At 71.3% G+C, this 16,037-nt stretch carries 12 protein-coding genes and 2 pseudogenes; 6 read left to right on the top strand and 8 right to left on the bottom strand.

Features of this window, described 5'->3' with window-relative positions; genetic code table 11:
* Window positions 1–23: 23 nt before the first annotated feature.
* The 6 genes and pseudogenes from ACZ7GJ_RS22575 to ACZ7GJ_RS22550 all read right to left on the bottom strand — a co-directional run bounded on the left by ACZ7GJ_RS22575 (window position 24) and on the right by ACZ7GJ_RS22550 (window position 7,352).
* A complete protein-coding gene (locus tag ACZ7GJ_RS22575; protein WP_470754122.1) occupies window positions 24–563 on the bottom strand; it encodes an anthrone oxygenase family protein in 540 nt (179 codons plus the stop codon).
* A 120-nt stretch (window positions 564–683) separates the two neighbouring features.
* The gene (locus tag ACZ7GJ_RS22570; RefSeq protein WP_470754120.1) at window positions 684–4,268 is read right to left on the bottom strand and encodes a WD40 repeat domain-containing protein; all 3,585 of its coding nucleotides are present in this window, start codon (window positions 4,266–4,268) and stop codon (window positions 684–686) included.
* 594 nt (window positions 4,269–4,862) lie between these two features.
* A pseudogene (locus tag ACZ7GJ_RS22565) lies at window positions 4,863–5,105 on the bottom strand (response regulator transcription factor); the annotation flags it as partial.
* A gap of 113 nt (window positions 5,106–5,218) precedes the next feature.
* Window positions 5,219–5,362 (bottom strand): annotated as a pseudogene (locus tag ACZ7GJ_RS22560) (N-acetyltransferase); the annotation flags it as partial.
* 51 nt (window positions 5,363–5,413) lie between these two features.
* The gene (locus tag ACZ7GJ_RS22555) at window positions 5,414–6,094 is read right to left on the bottom strand and encodes a hypothetical protein (RefSeq protein ID WP_470754119.1); all 681 of its coding nucleotides are present in this window, start codon (window positions 6,092–6,094) and stop codon (window positions 5,414–5,416) included.
* 310 nt (window positions 6,095–6,404) lie between these two features.
* Window positions 6,405–7,352, bottom strand: coding sequence for a phosphotransferase family protein (locus ACZ7GJ_RS22550; RefSeq protein WP_470754118.1), 948 nt, complete (start codon window positions 7,350–7,352; stop codon window positions 6,405–6,407).
* 220 nt (window positions 7,353–7,572) lie between these two features.
* On the opposite strand from ACZ7GJ_RS22550, the gene ACZ7GJ_RS22545 reads away from it, so the two are divergent.
* From ACZ7GJ_RS22545 to ACZ7GJ_RS22530, 4 genes are all read left to right on the top strand, one after another.
* On the top strand, window positions 7,573–8,130 hold the full coding sequence (locus ACZ7GJ_RS22545; protein ID WP_470754117.1) for an ATP-binding cassette domain-containing protein: 558 nt from the start codon (window positions 7,573–7,575) through the stop codon (window positions 8,128–8,130).
* The gene (locus tag ACZ7GJ_RS22540) at window positions 8,127–10,328 is read left to right on the top strand and encodes a YhgE/Pip family protein (protein WP_470754115.1); all 2,202 of its coding nucleotides are present in this window, start codon (window positions 8,127–8,129) and stop codon (window positions 10,326–10,328) included. The genes ACZ7GJ_RS22545 and ACZ7GJ_RS22540 overlap by 4 nt, the downstream gene beginning before the upstream one ends.
* Before the next feature lie 192 nt (window positions 10,329–10,520).
* The gene (locus ACZ7GJ_RS22535) at window positions 10,521–11,216 is read left to right on the top strand and encodes a hypothetical protein (protein ID WP_470754113.1); all 696 of its coding nucleotides are present in this window, start codon (window positions 10,521–10,523) and stop codon (window positions 11,214–11,216) included.
* 116 nt (window positions 11,217–11,332) lie between these two features.
* Window positions 11,333–12,106, top strand: a complete 774-nt coding sequence (locus ACZ7GJ_RS22530) for a glycosyltransferase family 2 protein (protein ID WP_470754111.1) — start codon at window positions 11,333–11,335, stop codon at window positions 12,104–12,106.
* A gap of 255 nt (window positions 12,107–12,361) precedes the next feature.
* Here the strand turns inward: ACZ7GJ_RS22530 and ACZ7GJ_RS22525 are convergent, their stop codons facing one another.
* Window positions 12,362–12,793 (bottom strand): VOC family protein, encoded by a 432-nt coding sequence (locus ACZ7GJ_RS22525; protein ID WP_470754109.1) that lies wholly within the window; start codon window positions 12,791–12,793, stop codon window positions 12,362–12,364.
* Between the two features lie 173 nt (window positions 12,794–12,966).
* Window positions 12,967–13,965 carry a GlxA family transcriptional regulator gene (locus ACZ7GJ_RS22520; protein ID WP_470754108.1) on the bottom strand — a complete coding sequence of 333 codons (999 nt, stop codon included), beginning with the start codon at window positions 13,963–13,965 and terminating at the stop codon, window positions 12,967–12,969.
* A 258-nt stretch (window positions 13,966–14,223) separates the two neighbouring features.
* Here ACZ7GJ_RS22520 and ACZ7GJ_RS22515 point away from each other — a divergent pair, with 258 nt between their 5' ends.
* Window positions 14,224–14,970 carry a S1 family peptidase gene (locus tag ACZ7GJ_RS22515; RefSeq protein WP_470754107.1) on the top strand — a complete coding sequence of 249 codons (747 nt, stop codon included), beginning with the start codon at window positions 14,224–14,226 and terminating at the stop codon, window positions 14,968–14,970.
* Between the two features lie 73 nt (window positions 14,971–15,043).
* Window positions 15,044–16,006 (top strand): GlxA family transcriptional regulator, encoded by a 963-nt coding sequence (locus ACZ7GJ_RS22510; protein WP_470754106.1) that lies wholly within the window; start codon window positions 15,044–15,046, stop codon window positions 16,004–16,006.
* The last annotated feature ends 31 nt before the right edge of the window (window positions 16,007–16,037 follow it).

Here is a 16,037-nt window from a genome sequence, read left to right as displayed (position 1 = left end):
TACATACCCGTGGCTGATCGGGTTCACCGCCGCGCGGTGGCCCGCCCGTGCAGCACCGTTGCCCACGAGAGGGAGACGAGGGCGGACGTGCAGAGGACCGTGCGGACGATGTTCGCGGTCACCCAGGTCCCCTTGAACTTCTCGACGATCGGGAAGTCCGCAAACTCAGCCAGGTGCGTCGCGTACCCCGAATCGGCGAGCTCGTTGTTCAGCGGAATGTTGACGGTGAACGTGATCACCAGGACGGCGAGGTACGCGACGGCAGCCGCTCCCACCCACACCGCGATCCCGCGGCGCCCCCTGCGGAATTCGAGGACCGCCGAGGTGGTGGTGGTGAGCAGGGCCACCACGAAGACCGTGCCGAACAGGCCGTTCCCGTCGATGGCCGCGTTGAAGTTCTGCATCGCCGTGACGTAGGTGCGCTCGTCGCCCTGCGCCAGTCCCGGCATCACCGAGACGTCGAACGCGAAGAACAGGCCCGCCATCAGGCCCACGAGCACGGTCGAGAGCACGAGCAGGGCGGTCCCGATCCGGGTGCTCCCGCCGGCTGTACTTCTCTGCATGGGACGCTCTCCAGCTCCGGTCGGAGTTCACAGCCCGCGGTGCGGGCAGCCGATCGTGGCATCCAACTCGCTTTTCTGCCATGGGTTTTGGATCTCGACTCGAAACTCCCGACTGCGTGTTCAGGCCGTCAGGAACGCGTAGACGTACATGCCCCGGTCTCCGCCGACCGCGAGCCCGCTGCCGTCGGGGCGCCAGCTGCACGCGCGCAACGCGCCTTCGGCCCGCTGGGCCGCCACCAGTTGCCCGCCGGCCCGGTCCCAGACCCGTACCGTGGCGTCGTCGCCCGCCGAGGCCGTCCACCGCCCGTCCGGGGAGACGGCGACCGCCCTCACGGGCCGGGAGTTGCCGGTGCGCAGGGCTCCGTACGCGCCGGTGCGGGCGTCCCACATCCGTACGGTCCCGTCGTGGCCCGCACCGAACAGCCAGTGCCCGTCGGGCGTCATGGACAGCGCCAGCACCGCCCCCCGGCCGCCTTTGAGCCGCGCCGTCCGGGTCCGGCTGAACAGGTCCCAGATCCACACGTCGCCACTCGCCTCGCCGGTCACCAGACAGGAGCCGTCCGGCGGGAACAGGACCGCGTGCACCTCGCTGTCGGTTTCGAAGCGGGCCCCCGACTCGCCCGTGGCCGGATCGCTCAGGTGTACGGTCCGGTCCCTGGCAGTGGCCAGCAGACGGCCGTCCGGCGACAGGGCCATTGCGCCGGCACCGACCGGCGTCACGCTACGAGGGGTTGTGGTCCCGGTGTCCCACACCGACACCGTGCCGTTCGTGTCCCCGCGGGCCAGCCAGGACCCGTCGGGAGCGAAGCACAGTGACGTCCCGCTCGTCCAGGTGGTGCCTTCGAGCGTCACGGCCAGGCTCGGGTCATCCGCCCGGTGTAGCAGTGTCGCTCCGCCGTCCCCCCGGAAGTCCAGGCCCACAGGATGGACCAGTGGCCCCGTGGAGGCGAGGGTGGTGCCGTCCGGGGCGTACGCGAGGGCGGCCACCTGCCGAGTCAGGTGCCCTTCGGCCAGGTCTTCCGGCGGGCCGGCGGGGGTGTCCCACACCCGGAGCGCGCCGGACTCTCCGACGGCCGCCAGCCAGGAGCCGTCCGGGGAGACGACGAGGGAGCGGACGGTACCGGTGTGGCCCAGCAGAACCGAATGGGGGCGTCCGTCGGGCAAGTCCCACAGGCGCACCGCCCCGTCGGCACCGGCGCTCGCGCACCAGGAGCCGTCCGGCGCGACGGCCAGCCGTACGAGGGGGCCGCCGGCCTGGGCGATGGGCTCGGAGTCGTCCTCGTCCAGCCGCGGGGGCAATGGACCGGCAACGAACCAGCGGCGAACGGCTCCCTCGTTGTCCGCGGTGATCAGGAAGCGGCCGTCCGCGGAAAAGGCCGCGGTGTACGCGGGCCTGGGCGCAGCGCGGCTCCCGCGGATCCATGCCACGCGCCGGCGAGTGGTCATGTCCCACAGCCCGAGCCACCCGCGGCCCTCGGACGCCGCCAGCAGGCGGCCGGTCGGAGAGGCGGCGAGCGTGTCCGCGGGGCTGTCGCCGCGGCCGGAGCGCCCGGCCAAAGTCGAGACCGTGCTGCCCACCGCCGCGCACAGGTGCCCGTGACGCGTCCGCGCGGCGTACCAACTGCCGTCGGGGGCGGCGGTCAGCCGAAGCAGCCGTTCGGGGGCGGTGAACAGCGGTACGGCCTGCTCCGGCCGCAGGGGGTCCGCCCGGAGCGCGGTCCGGCCCGAGGCGATGAGCAACGAGCCGTCGCCCGGGACGGCCACGAGGTCAGCCACCCCGTCCGGAAACCGGTGCCGGGCCACCACGGCGCCCGTACGCGGCTCGCGTACCACCAGCTCACCCGTGGCGTCGCCCGTCGCCAGCCAGGCCCCGCCCGGGCCCGCGGCGACGGCGAGCACCGGGTCTTCGAGGTCTCCGGGCCAGCTGAGGTCGTGCGGCGGAGTCGGGTCCGGTGCGTCGGGCAGCGGCCAGTGGTTGGCGAGCAGCGGCCGCAGGGCGGGTTCGGCGGCCTGCCGTGCGGTGACCTGCGCGTCCCAGTGGGGGAGTGCGGACAGGCGGCTGTGCAGGACGGCGGTCAGGATCCGGGCCGGCTCGATGGGGGCGAGGAGGTGTGCGATCCGGCCGAGGTCACGGGCGAGGGCGGCCGCGGAATCCGTGGGGATGCGGGCGAGGTCGCCCCAGGGCGCGGACGGCCCACGCTGGTGCAGGCGCGCCTCCACCCACTGGAGGTCTCCGGCGACGCTTTCGGCCCGGGCCGTCTCGCCCGCCGCCAGGAGGTGCTCGATCAGGTGGTCCAGCAGGTAGCCGTCCCCGGCCGCCACCCGCGGCGGCGCGCCGGAGGGCAGGGCGGTCCCACTCAGGGCCGCGTCGACCGGGGCCGCGTCGACCAGGGCCGCGTGCAGCTCGCGCAGCTCGGGCGCGCCCAGTTCGCCGCGCAGGTAGTCGCGCAGTACGTCGTGGAGCGTGATCCGGCCGCCGTCCTGCGGGCTCAGCGTGATGAGGGAGAGCCGGTCGAGGTCCGCACACAGGTCCCGGGAGCACGCCTCGGACAGGCCCGCGGTGGTCTCCCAAAGCCGCACCACGAGCGGGACGGGGATCGACTCGTCCTCCACGAACACGCCGAGTTCGACGAGCCGTCGCGCCCCGCTGTCCGGCAGCAGGGTCGTCGCCGCCTCGACGCTCGCCCGCACGGCCCGCGACCGGCGTGCGGGATCGTCCAAGTCGAGCTGCTCGACCGGGGCTTCGCCGACGGCCGGGCCTCCGGTGCGCAGGTCTTCCAGCGCCTCGGCAGCGGCCGTGGCGGCATCGGCGCCGGTGGCGGTACGCCGGATGATCAGACGGTTCGTCAGCCGCAGCAGCAGCGCCCACCGTCCGGTGGCGCGCAGCAGCCCGGTGACCGTCTCCTCGGGCAGCTCGGGCAGGTCCCGGGTCAGGACCGCACGTGCCTGGTCCGGCGTCATCTCGTCGACCCGCAGCCGTGCGGCGCCGTCGGGCAGGACGGCCGGGACGCGTGTGGTGACCAGCCGTACGCAGTGGCGCCCGCCTCGTAGGAAAGGGGCCAGTTGTTCCGGCTCCCAGACGTCGTCCAGGACCAGCAGGGTGCGCGGCCGGTGGTCCAGTAGCCGCCCCAGGTGGTCGCCTGCCCGGTCGGGATCCTCGAAGGTGGTGGAGTCGCCGGTGATGAAGGCCGTGGTTTCCACCACCTTGGCCGCGATGGCGGAACGTCCGCGGACGTCCCGGCCGATGGTGACGGTGTAGACGCGGCCGCGGAAACGGCGGCGGACCCGCGGATGGGCGCAGACGAGGGTGGCGAGGGTGGTCTTGCCGAACCCGCCGGCCCCTTCGAGGGCGGTGGTGATCCCCACCGGGCCGGCCGCCCCGCGTCCGCAGACGGCGGCGACGGCTCGCCGTGCTTCCGCGCGGTCGACGACCCAAGCCGGGACGACGGACGGCCCTGGCGGCGGCGGGTCCTGGGCGGCTCCGGTGGGCTCCCGGCCGAGCAGCGCGGCGGCCACGGCGAAGAACACCGCTCCGGCCGCGAGCCCGCCGACCCACGGCCAAGGGCCGGCCCGGATGCGGTCGAGTACGCCGGGCCAACGGTTGTCAGCCGTCGCCGCGTTCGCCGCGAGCGAGGCCAGCACGGCGACGGCGGCAGCCATGGCCGCTGCCAGGCAGATCGCCACCGTTCTTCCCAAGCGCCCCATCCGCGCACCCCCTTGCACCGGAGGCTACCGTCGCGCGGTGCACGGGGCCGGAGTTTCACCAAGCGGCCGACGGCACCCCGCTCCCCGTCATTAACCGGTTGGTGGCATGACGCACACGCCCTACCGTCGGGTGGACGAAATCAAGGGGGGTGTATGGACAACAGCGGTCCGCAGACGTCGGCGCACACACTCGGGTACGCGGTGGCAGCGAACGTACGCCGCGAACTTCCGTACGGCCCTGGCGCAGTGGAGATCAAGCGCGGGACCAAGCACTTCCCGCCCGGTGGCAAGGTGTGGCTGGTACGGCCCGGATGGGACTGGGGCCACGGGCGAGTCATCGCCGTCGGCCGGCACCGCGGGTCACCACGGCACGTGTGCGTGATCGTACCGGTCTGGCACCTGGAGAACTTCCGTGTCCAGGGCGTCTACAGCCCGACCGTGGTGCGTCGTCTGACGGGCGCATCGGGGTCGACCGGCCTGTGGGAGACCGCGGAACAGGCCCGCCTGTGGGCGGAGCGCTGGACCTCGGGCGACGGCCTGTACGAACAGGACCGCGCGCGGCACGGTGGGAACGCACTGTCGAGCAGGCCGCCGTCAGCGGGGCGGCGTGACGAGCCCCATCCCGTAGGCGCTGATCACCAGTTGGACCCGGTCCCGGGCTCCCGGTTTGGTGAGCAGCCGTGACACGTGCGACTTGGCGGTGGCCACCGTGATGAAGAGGTCCTCCGCGATCTCGGTGTTCGACCGGCCCCGTCCGACCAGGGTGAGCGCTTCCCGCTCCCGTTCCGTGAAGCCCTCGACCGGCCGCGGGGAACGCTCCGGAGCAGCTTCGGGGCGCGCAGTGCGGTTGCACTGGCCGTCTTCACCGTGAGGCACCGCGACGTGTGAACGTGCCGCCGGGGCCCCGACGGATCGTTGCGCCGCCACGAAACGATGTGCACGTTGATGCGGGCTTGTACGTCCCACGAGTCCGGCTGGCGACTGTACGCGACGTAGCCCAGTCGCTGGTACGGCGCATGAGCCCGGGGGTTGTTCTCCTCCACAGCCACCTCGGCCCGCCGCAGACCGCGCTTCCTGATCCGCAGCTCCGCGGCCCCGGTGGGTGATCGGCCGGACAGGGGCGGTTCGGTCGGCGGCGGGATGCTTCAGCCGCAGTCGGTCACCGGGCAGAGTTCGACCCCGGTGATGCCGGGCAGTTGGGCGATCTCGTTCCTCAGGGTCTCGCGCTCGGGTCCGGAGAGTTGGTCGGGGAAGCGGACTTGCAGGTAGGTGCCTTCGTCGGACTGCGATCCCCCTACGGTTGTCGCCCCGAACCTTTTGAGGTGGGGAGTGGCGTCCCTGAGGCCGTAGCGGATCCATTCGGGCGTGGTTTCGGCCCGGTACGTGTGGGGCTCGGCCCAGGCGGGAGCGAGGTAGAGCTTCCAGGCGAGGGTCGTGCAGCCGGCGAGGACCGCCACCGTCATCAAGGTTCCGGCAGTGCCGAGCACCTTGGCGGCGAGCGGGCGTCGGCGCGGGTCCGCGAACGCGGCGAGCAGGAGCAGCACGGCCGACGGCAGGAACAGGAACATCCCGGCGAGGGCGCCGAGCACCCCCCATCCGAGGAGCAGCAGCCCCACGGTCACGCACGCGGGGACGAAGCCGTTGCGCCCACGCAGGAACAGCAGTGGGACCGCTGCTACGAGCCATGTCAGGAGGAACCAGCTGCCGATCATCTGGGTGAGCCCCCAAGCCACCACGGGCAGCGTGACGACCGCCGCGGCCACGGCCAGGCCCCGCTGCAGCCCGTGGACAGGAACTGTCGTGTCCTGCTCCTGGCCGGTTTCCATGATCGTCCCCCAATGATTTGAACGCATTCAACTGAACGCGTTCAATCTAGCGGATCCGTCGCGCCTCGCATAGTCCGCCGGTCCGCGAACAGCTCTGTCCAGGCGTGCACCCGTCGCAGTCACGGCCGGAGACGGTTTAGGTCGTGTCGTCAAAGTCCCGTCTGGCCGGCGGGGCCTGGCACGCACGCTCGCCGCGTTGTCGTCGGTCACCGACGCTCCGCGTCGATTCCCTCCTCCGCCTTGCGAGCGCACGCACCAGGCCCCGCCGGCCCCGCCCTTCGGGCGGCCGACGCCACTGTGACGACACTCCCTAGGCGTAGCGGTGCATGAGGGCGGCCACGTACGACTCAAGGCGGGCGGAGAGGAGGGCAGGGGTGAGGTCGTGGCGGCCGAGGTCGCGCCAGGGGGCGGCGACCTTCTCCGCGTTGGGAGCGAAGGCGAGGACGTCCAGGAGGCGCCAGTACAGGTGGTCGGGACCCGCGGCCAAGCCGCCCCCGGCGGCCTCGTACCGGTCCGAGAACGCCAGCCCCGCAGAGGCGCCGTGCAGCAGCGCCAGCCCCGTGGCGCAATGGGCCACGTCCAGATCGGCCGGCCCCCACGAGGTCTCCACCCAGTCCACGACCCCGGTGATCCGGAGGTCCGGCCCGGTACCGGCGAAGAGGACGTTGCCGGGGTGGAAGTCCCGGTGCAGGAAGCACGGTTCGTACGCCGGCGGATCCCGCAGGATCACGTCCACCGCCCGCGCCCAGAGCTCCGGACGCCCGGTCGACGCCGGTACGACCAGGCGCTCCGGACCCGTCCGGGCCTCGTACGCCCGCGGCCGGTCGGCCTCGGCGACCGCCAGGCCGTGGATCCGCACCAACTGCCGTGCCAGCAGCTCGGCCCGCGGCCCGGCCCCCTCGTCGGCGATCCGTACCGCCCCCGGTAGCAGGGTCATCAGCAGCGACGGGTCGTCGCAGTGCGTGGCGGTGGCGTCCACGGCGACGAGCCGCGCCGCGGGTATCCCCTCCGCCCCGGAGAGCAGCCTCAACACGTGCGCCTCGCGGGTCAGCAGCCCCTCCGCGTGCCGCCGGAAGAAGGGCTGCACGAAGGACCGGAGGACGAGGGAACGCGCGCCGGGGCCCACCAGGTCCAGGCGCCGCATCTCCGAAGTCAACCCGCCCCGCAACCGCACGGCACCCGCGATCCGCTCGCCAGGGGCCAGGCCCCGCTCCACCCACGCGCGCGTGGCGCGCCATTCCTGGTCGTCTTCCCCCATGGCCCGACCCTAGTGACCTGAGTCGGAGATTCGGCGGCAGTGGGCGGCGAATCTCCGACCCAGGTCACCAGAGGGAGTGCCAAAGCGAGGTCTCCGTCGCGGTCTGCGAGAAGCCTTTCTTCTGTCCATAGGAATAGCGTGCTCATCGGATATTGGAGTATGGGACATCTCCCAAGAACTGCCATCAAAAGTCCAGAATAGAGAAAATTGCCCTTAATCTGTGGCAGTGATCTCGGTGAAGGGTTTCTGCCTGGTGGGACCGGAAGGTCCAGTTTTCGGTCCCGTCGACGCTGAAATCCGAAAGGGTCAGCTCATCGCCGTGGTCGGGCCGGGAGGCTCCGGCAGATCGAGCCTGCTGATGGCCCTGGCGGGCAGGCTCCGAGGAGGTCGGGGCGAGGGCCCGCAGGGCGGTGTGCGCGACCTCGCCTCCCTGGCCAGGATCACCGGTGTCGTGGAGACCGACGAGCACCGAAAGGTGGGCCAACTCCTGCAGGACCAGGGCCTGGCCGGCGCGCTCCCGGGTGACCAGGGCCAGCGGTACAGCGAGTTGTCCGCGGCGGACCGGCTACGGGTCGACGTAGGGCTGGCCCTGGCCTCCGGCGCCGAGGCGGTCTTCGTGGACGACGTGGACGAAGGCCTGGTTCCCGCGGACCTGGAACGGGCCTGGGAGTACCTGCGCGAGGTCGCCGACTCCGGCGTGGCCGTCGTGGCGAGCGCCTGCGCGGCTCCACCCGACGTGGATGGCGTGATCGACCTCGGTCCGGGGGCGGCCGGATGAGCGCACTGCGGCTCGCCGCCGTCGAACTCGCCCGGTTCACGACCGGACCCCTGGTGCGCCGCCTGGTGCCCCTGGCCCTGGTCCTGCTGCCGACGCTGTACGGCGGGCTGTACCTGTGGTCCAACTGGGACCCGTACGGCAGGCTGAAGGACGTACCCGTGGCGGTGGTGAACCTGGACGAGCCCGTGACCGCCATGGGCAAGACCGTGGACGCGGGGAACAAGTTCGTCGAGGAGCTGACCCAGGACCACACCCTGGGCTGGCGTTTCGTCACCGAGGACGAGGCGCGGCGCGGCCTTGAGGACGGCACGTACTACTTCATCGTGACCGTGCCCCGGGACTTCAGCGCGGACCTGGCCAGCCCGCTGTCGCTGGAGCCCAGACGCGCCCACATCACCTTCACCCTCAACGACGCGCGCGGCTTCACCATCGGCAAGATGGGGGAGTCCGCGGAGCCGGAGCTGCAACGGCGCGTCAACTCGGCGGCCTTCGCCGCCTACACCCGAGGCGTACTGGGCAAGCTGCCCGAACTGCACGACCAGATGGCCAAGGCGGCGGACGGCGCGGCGAAACTGTCGACGGGCACGGGTACCGCGGTCGGCGGCGCCCGGAAACTCGCCGACGGCATCACACAGCTTTCCGACGGTTCGAAAACCCTGGCGGAGGGCGCCGGGCAGGTGGCCGACGGCACCCAGAAGCTGGTCGACGCGGTGGACGAGGCCGTAGCGGCGGCCGAGGGCGAGATCGCGCACCTCGCCTCCGCCGTGCGGGAAGGAGCGGGAGCCGCGTCCTCCACCGTGGAACTGCTCTCCCTGCTGGCGGACAAAGCGGTGGCCGACACCTCGGCCGTCCTGACGACGGTGAAGCAACTGTGCGCCGGCGACCCGGGTCCGGTCTGCAGCGATGCGATCGACGCGGCGGCCGTCGCGCACCGCATCACGGTGCAGGTTTCCAAAGACCTGCACGCCCTCCAGCGACTGCTCGACGAGGCGGCCACGGTGCCGCCCACGCTCGACGCGCTGGCGAAGCTGCTCGTCACGGGGGAGCGCACCGTGCTCGCGATCGCGGACGATCTCACCAGGGCCACGACCAAGGCGGCCCGAGCGGCCGACACGGTCCACCGCCACGTCAAGCGCAGGTGCGCGGGCGACCCGGGGCCGGTGTGCAGCGGACTCGTCGAACTGACGAAGAACGTGAAGATCGCGGCCGACTGGATCAACACGGCCCAGCACCGGATCGACGCCGCGGTGCGGCGCCTCGCGGGCATCGTCGACCAGGCCGTCGCACGCATCGCCGAACTGCCGGGCACCATCGCCGAAGCCAGATCGCAGGTCCAGCTCCTCAACGACGGTGCCCACCAGGTCGCGGACGGGGCGAACCTGCTCCGCGACAACCTGGGCAAGGCCCAGGACGGCGCGAACGAACTGACGTCGGGGCTGGTCGAGCTCAAGACGGGCGCGACCGAGCTGGCGAACGGCCTCGACTCGGGCGTGAAGAAGATCCCCACGATCCGCCCGGCGCTGCGCGCCAAGATGGCCGACGTGCTGTCCAACCCGGTGGAGATCCGCACCGATGTGGAGAACCCGGCCCACGTCAACGGCCGCGGTCTGGCCCCCTTCTTCTTCGGCATCGCCCTGTGGGTCCTCGGGCTGCTCGGCTACCAGATCCTGGGCACCTTCAACAGCAGGGCGCTGGCCGGGAGTCTGCCTTCGACGACGGTGGCCCTCGGAGGCTGGCTACCGATCCTGGGCATCGGAGTGCTCGCGGTCGGAGTCCTCTACTCCTCGGTCGACCTGGGGCTCGGCCTCGACCCGCTCCAACCCCTGCACACCATCGGGATCATGGTGCTGGGCGCGGCGGCGTTCACGGCGATCTCCTACGCCCTCAGAGCCGCCCTCGGAGTGGTCGGCGGACTGCTCTCACTCGTCCTGCTGATGCTGCAGCTGACTTCGGGAGGCGGCACGTACCCGATCCTGACCTCACCGCAGCCCTTCAAATTCCTCCACCCGCTCCTGCCGATGTCCTACCTCATCGACGCCCTGCGCGTGTCGATCTCAGGCGGCCGGGAACAGGACTTCTGGTACGACGCACTGGTGCTGTCGGGATTCCTCGCGGGGGCACTCGCCCTGGCCGTCCTCATCGCCCACAGGCAGCGCACCTGGACCTTCGGCAGGATGAAACCAGCTGTCGAGATGTAGCACCCGCGGTCAGCACAAGGAGCCCAAGGCCAAGACGCCGGACCGCGAGTAGGAACTCGTCGCGGCCGCGCCGGGGCCGTAGCCCTTCGCGGCAGGTCCGGTATTGGCGGGATGTGGATTCCCGCATGCTGCGGCAGGCGTCACCGCTACCGTCGTAGGTGCCGATCCGAGCACCGGGCGGGGGAGGGGCCGATGCCGACGACTGTGGTGGGGTTCCGGCTGGGCAATCCCGCGACGAGCAGGCAGGTGACCGTACTGATCACCGAAACGGGTGTGCTCCACCGCTCCTACGGCGTGTACGGGCGCCGCCCCAAGCTGGACCCGCCGCGACCGCCGTTTCGGTATCTGCACCCGGACCTGCCGTGGATGCAGGGCGAGCACCTGCTGACCGGCCCCATCAGGGCCTTGCGCCTGCAGCACGCAGCCTCCACGAAGAAGAACTACAGCCATCAGCTGACCCCGCCGGCGTGCGTACGCCTGGACATCGAGGAGCACCCGCTGCCCCCGCGGGAACGCCAGCACGACGCACGGCCCCATCACGAGCTGACCGTCGCCTTCATCGGGGCAGCTCCGAGCGACCCGCAACTGCTGGACGCCGCAATCGACGAGTTCCGCACCGCACTCGGCCTCCCGATCCGCCGAAGGAACACGGCCTCACGGCCGCGCCGAGCACCCGTACCGCCCCGCGTCGAGAGCATGCTGCGCACCCTCGCCCACGGCGCAGCGATCACATCTCCCGAACGGTCGGCCGTGGGCTGGCACGTCACGCCCGAAACCGTCGCGCTGCGGATCGGCCGCACGGTTGAGCCCCTCGACCACCAGGCCGTCCTCGAACTGCAGGCCGCACTGACCGCCTGGCTGCGCCTCACCCACCCGCCCACGCCGTAGCCGAGACCCCCGGGCCAGGGGGAGCGCTACCGGCGACCACGACCGGCATGCCGGCTCCTACCTGATTGCGGTGCTTGAATGGGGTGCCCGTTCCTGGTCTGGCAAGGAGAAGCACTGTGCCCCTGGTGTCTGTCGTGATGCCCGTGTACAACTCGGCGGCGACCCTCGGTGCGGCCGTCCGGTCGGTGCTCACCCAGACCCACAGCGATCTGGAGCTGCTGGTCACCGACGACCGGTCCTGCGACGGCTCCATGGACCTGCTCGCGGAGTTCGCCCGGCAGGACGAGCGCGTCCTGCCGAAGCAGGCGCCCGAACAGGGCGGCGCCGGCCTGGCCCGCAACCGCGCGATCGAGCGGGCCCGAGGGGACTACGTCGCCTTCCTCGACAGCGACGACATGTGGCTGCCGGAGAAGACCGAGAAGCAGCTCGCCTTCGCCGCCCGGGCCACCGCGCCGCTGACGTTCACGTCCTACTTCAAGATGGACGCGGACTACGCCGGTGAGAGCACCGACTGGGTCCCCAACGGACGCGTGGTCCGTGCGCGTGAGCACGTGGACTACCGCGCGATGCTGGTCCGAGACCACATCGGGGCCCTCACCGCCATGTACGACCGCAACGTCCTGGGCACGAGGCTGATGCCGGAGATGCGCAAGCGCCAGGACTACGCCCTCTGGCTGTCGATCATGCGGGACGGCGCCGACGCCCGGGGTCTGGCTGAGCCGCTCGCGGTGTACCGGGCCCACCAGGCGGGATCCCTGTCTTCCAACAAGCTCTCGCTCGTCCGGTACAACTGGGCGCTGTACCGCGAGCACGAGCACCTGTCGGTCCCCCGGGCGACGCGGGCGTTGGCCGGTGCCGTGTGGCAGTCGGCGCGCAACTCCCGCATCTAGCCCGGCCGATCCTGCCCCCATGACCGCGCCGCAGGATCTCGCGCCGATGCCGACCCGGACCGAGCGCCTCCAGATCCCTGAGCCGGCTCGTGCCCGTGGCCGTGCCGTCGGCCGTGCGTACGAGGGTGTAGGTGACGGCCAGGCCCGACTCGCCGTCGAGGAGAGGACCTGCCCGACGGGAAGCAGGCCCACAACAAGAGTCGCAAACGGGTCCGCGCCCGCGTCGAGCACACTTTCCGCAGTCCCGGACGGGATTCAGTCGAGGCAGAACTCGTTGCCCTCAACGTCCTGCATCACAATGCAGGACTCGTTCTCGCCGTCGGCAAGCATCGTTCGGACATGTACCGCGCCGAGCGCGACCAGTCGTGCGCACTCGGCCTCGAGCGTGGCAAGGCGCTCCTCGCCCACGAGCCCGACACCGGCCCGCACGCAGAGATGCACCCGGTTCTTGACGACCTTGCCTTCGGGAACTCGCTGGAAGAGCAGGCGCGGGCCCGCACCCGAGGGATCGGTGCACGCGAAGTAGATCTCGTCCTCGGGAGGCAGTGAGCGGTGGTACTCCCCCCACGTGGCAAAGCCCTGCGGGACCTTCGGTACGACGTACCCCAGCACCTCACACCAGAAAGCAGCGAGGCTCGCAGGCTCCGCGCAGTCGAAAGTCACTTGGAACTGCTTGATCGTTGACATCGGTGCACGGTAACAGGGGCCCTGCTCATCTTCCCAGGTGGTTAGGTCCGACGGGAGGTTCGGTACGGGCGCCCTCCGGGCCGCACCGGGCCAGGGCATCACGCAGCGTATCCCGGCGGCTCGAGCGGTCCCGCACGAGGACCCTCCGGAACGGACATCACCTGCCGTGCCGCTCAGGAATGGCCGGCGGCCTCATCCCGCGCGGCCCAGGTGAGATCGGCGGCAAGGGAACGGAAGGCGTTGCGGTAGATGCCGGGAGTGGTGCCGGTACAGCGATGGAAGTGGTGCCGCAGGTTCGCGGGTGTGCCCAGACCGGTGCGGGCGGCGATGCGCTCGATGGGGTCGTCGGTGCGCTCCAGGAGCCGCTGAGCGAGCTGGATACGGGCGTGGAGCAGGTACTGGAGCGGGCTGAGTCCGGTCTCGGAGCGGAAGCGCCGGGTCAGGGTGCGTACACCGAGGCCCGTGCGGTCGGCGATTTCGGCGAGGGTCAGCGGATGTTCGAGGTTGGCCTCCATCCACCGGATTGCCTCATAGAGACTGCCGTCCGAGGACGACAGAGTCGCTGCGACGTCACCGGCGGGGTCGTCGGCCGGGGCGTGGAGCTGGAGGAACGCCTGTCTCTCGGTTTCGATGACCACGGATTCGCCGTGGTCGAGGGTCACCAGGCGCAGACAGAGGTCGACGCCTCCCAGGACTCCGGCCGCGCTGTGGAAGCGGCCGTGCGTCACGACCGCGCCGTCGGGGTCGACCTCGACTCGGGGGTGCAGGCGCGCCAGCTCCTCGGTGTGCCGACGGCTGGTGGCGGCGCGCCGGCCGTCGAGCAGACCGGTGGCCGCGAGGACGAACGTGCCGGTACCGACCGCGCCGATGCGGCAGCCACGTGCGGCGGCGGCACGCAGGGCCTCGGCCACGGCGGGCGCGGGTGCGTCCCGGAAGGCCGCGCAGCCGGGCAGCAGCACGGTGTCGGCGTCCTCCAGTCCCTCCAGACCCCACGGTGTCCCGATACGGAAGGGAGCGGAGCCGCCCGTGCTCTCGAAGCCCGGCGCGGCGCAGATCCGCAGGTCGTAGTCAACCCACGGGTGGTGCCTGGCGGCCGCGCCGAAGACAAGCCCGGGGGTGGTGAGCTGGTGCCCCGGAACTCCGTCGAGCGCCAGGACGGCGATCAGTGACATGTCCCGAATTTAGCCGAGAGTGACATGAGAACGACTGTTTTGGGGCGGGACCCGGCCCGGAGGATGGGCATCAGCACGGAGCCCGGCACGAGAGGCCGCCCGGCCCGTGCCTCTTCCTGCGCCCCCTCCGAGAGGACTGACATGCGTCTTACTCCCGCCCACCGCCCGACCTCCGATCCCCGTTCCGCACGCCTGCGCGCCTTGACGGTGCGCGTCGCAGCCGCGGCCGGAATGGCAGCCGCACTCGGGGCAACGCTCATGACCGGCAGCGCGAACGCCATCGTGAACGGCGAGGATTCAACGGAACGTTACTCCTTCATGGCCTCGATCCCCATGTCGATCCCTCTGGAGGACGGGGCGGTGCTGAAGGCCGGATGCGGGGCAACGCTGATCGACCGGCAATGGGTGCTCACGGCCGGCCACTGCATGGACCCCGATCTCGGGGTGACCCAGGAGGGGCTGGTCCGTGTGGGCAGCGACCACCGCACGTCCGGCGGCACCGTCCGCAAGGTTGACAAGGTCGTCATGCACCCGGGGTACGCCCAGGGGAAGGACGGCGCGCCCAACCCGAACGACCTCGCGCTGGTACGCCTGGACCGGCCGGTCTCCCAGAAGCCCATCCGGATCGCGAAGCAGGCCGGACCGGTGGGCACACCCACCCGGATCCTCGGCTTCGGTACCGTCGTCGGCGCCGCTTTCCCGAACTGGGTGTTCCCGGAGCGGCTCCAGCAGCTGGACACCCGCAGGGGATCCGAGGCCGAGTGCGTCAACCGAGCCGGGGAAACCCGGCTGTGCACGGTGAGCGCCAAGCCGGATGCGATGGCGTGCAACGGGGACTCCGGCGGCCCGCAGGTGCAGCGCGCCAGGAACGGCCGCTGGGAACTCATCGGTACGACGTCGGGCGACGGTGACAACGACCCGGCGTGCGCTACGGGTCCCGGGCTCTACACCAACGTGCCGGTCTACGCCGACTGGATCCGCGAGACGATCCGCAAGTCCGGCTGACCGGCCGGCAGCTCCAGGTGACCGGACGCGAGGCTGACGGCGGCGCCTGCGCCGACCTGGCTATATTCCGGTCGTGTCAGTCATCATCGCCGTCCTCGCGTTCGACGGGGTTCCCGGCCCTCACCTCACCACCCCCGCAATGGTGTTCGCAGCTGTGTCCCGTGACCATCCGGGCGTGGACTACGAGGTGCGACTCTGCGCCGCCCCCGGTCTTCGGGTGGTCCATTCGCCCGGCCCGATGCCGGTCAGCCTGCCCTGGGGCCTGGAAGGTCTCGTGGGCGCGGATGTCGTACTGATCACCGGGCACCCCGGCCACCGGGGCGAGCCGCCGGCATCCGTTCACGCCGCGCTGCACGCGGCGGCAAGCCGGGGAATCCGTCTCGCAGCTGTCGGCACGGGTGTCTTCACCCTCGCGGCGACCGGCCTGTTGGACGGTCGCCGCGCGACAACCAGCTGGCGACACACCGGGGAACTCGCGGAGCGCCATCCACGGATCGAGGTGGACGCGCTCGGCACCGTGGTCGAGGACGGCCCCTTCCTCACAACTGCGGGGATCTTCGGCGGACTGGACATCTGTCTGCACATCCTCCGCAGTGACCACGGTGCGCGAGTGGCAGGAGAGACCGCCCGGGAGCTGATCACACCACTTCACCTCGATGCGGACAGCGTCCAGGACACCATCGAACAGGAGATCATGGACAGCGCTGGGCTCGAACCGACTCTTCGGTGGCTGGAGACCCAGCTCGACCGCGCCGTGACCCTCCCCGACATGGCTGCCCACGCACGGACCAGCATCAGCAGCCTCACCCGCCGCTTCCGAGCCCATACCGGTCACACCCCCCTCCAGTACCTGCTCAATGCGCGGATCTCAGAGGCCCAGCGGCTACTCAGGGAGACCGACATCCCCGTCGAACAGGTCGCCGCCCGCACCGGCTTCACCTCACCGGCCGTCCTGCGCCGCCACTTCCGCGCCCTGACCGGCACCACCCCCCGTGCCTACCGCCAGTCCCATCGCGCCGCCCGCACCCCGGAATAGCAGGGATGACCGGAACTGGCGCGTGCGCCGT

The sequence above is a fragment of the Streptomyces sp. NPDC037242 genome (assembly GCF_055604165.1).
The sequence above is the reverse complement of the archived record's forward strand: the minus strand, read 5'-3'. Positions and strand labels throughout refer to the sequence as shown.